Annotated in this window: 1 protein-coding gene; it reads left to right on the forward strand. The window is 58.2% G+C overall.

The window, feature by feature from the left end; all coding sequences use genetic code 11:
* On the forward strand, positions 1–1,583 hold a 1,583-nt coding region (locus AC1D2G_RS34380; protein ID WP_477419637.1), incomplete at both ends, for a beta strand repeat-containing protein.

The raw sequence follows: 1,583 nt of genomic DNA on the forward strand, positions 1-1,583 counted from the left end.
AACACTCAATTCCGGTGATCAACTCACCGGCGGCAGCGGCACGGACACGCTGGTGCTGTCCGGGTCGGGATCGTTCGACCTCAACAGTCTTGTGGCCTTCAGCGGCTTCGAAAATGTGAACCTCACCGGCACGGGCGAGAGCCTGACCCTGAGGAATGGTCAGAACCTGGCCGTGAACGCGGGCAGCGGCAACACGGTGACGCTGGGAGCGGCAGACAACGGCGTGACAGTCTCTGTGTCGGGCAGCAGTGGCAGCATCAATATCGCCGGCAGCAACGATGTAGTGTCGGTCGCGGGTAACAATGAGACCGTGAACGTCTCGGGCGCCAGCGATACGGTGGCGATGACAGGCACCGGTGATGTGCTGCACTTCACAACTTACAATGCCAGCCTGGCAGTGACGGCGACCAATGCCTCCATCTACGCCGACGGCTACATTGGCGCCGGCCAGACGATGAGCGTCAATGGCGACAACAACTCAACCACCATCTCCGGCTGGGGCGACATTGTCACGGTAACAGGCGGCAACAATTCGGTGCTGGTTGGCGGCAACTCCGAGACCGTAAACGTCATCGGAGACCACAACCACATCTCCACAGACACCAACGTTGGGTCCGTGACGCTCACCGGCAATTACGGAAGCATCTATCTTGACATCTACTCTCACTCCAACACCGCTACCCTGGTAGGCAACAATGGCAGCCTTACCGTAGACGGCACATCCAACACGGCAAACGTCACCGGCAACGGCGACGTCGTGAACCTGCAGGCCGATGGTGACGTCGCGAACGTAACCGGCAACAACGACACCGTGAACGTCTCGGGCACCAATGCAAGCCTATCGATGTCGGGCACAGGCAATACCGTAAACCTGACAGCAGCCGGCACAACTTTCCATCTCACTGCTGATAACACCTTTGTGCAGACGTATTATCCAGGCGGCGGCGATACGGTGAGTATCACAGGAAACGGTAACACTCTCTCGCTGCACAATAATAACGATACCTTGGCAGTCTCTGGAAACGGAACGTCCGTTGATTTTGGCGACAGCCATGGCACCACTGTATCGATAGTTGGCGACAACAGCGCCGTCGGATTTGGCTTTTATTCGACATATGACACTGTCAACATTAACGGCAACAACACGATCGTGAATGTGGACTGCCAGGCCAGCGACACGGTCAATATTACTGGATCCAATAGTTCGGTGACGCTCGCATATGGCGGCGGCCACGTGGTTTCATTCGGGGCGGGCTCTGACAACAGCGTAACGTTCGGAGCGGGTAGTGGGACGGTCAGCTTCACGAGTGGAACCAACACGGTATTCGCTACGCCGTCCACCTTGAACAGCAGCGACAGTCTCACCGGCGGCAGCGGCACCGACACGCTGGTGCTCTCCGGGTCGGGATCGTTCGACCTCAACAGCCTGGCCCACTTCAGCGGCTTCGACGATATTGAACTGGCGACCAATGGAGCAACCTCGTTCACCCTGTCCAGTGCGTTCAGCGGGACGCTCCACACCACCGGCTTCGGCAATGAGACGCTCACGTTTGGTGCGGGCACGGTTACAGCTCACATCGGGG

The sequence above is a fragment of the Mesorhizobium sp. P2_C7 genome (assembly GCF_056404515.1).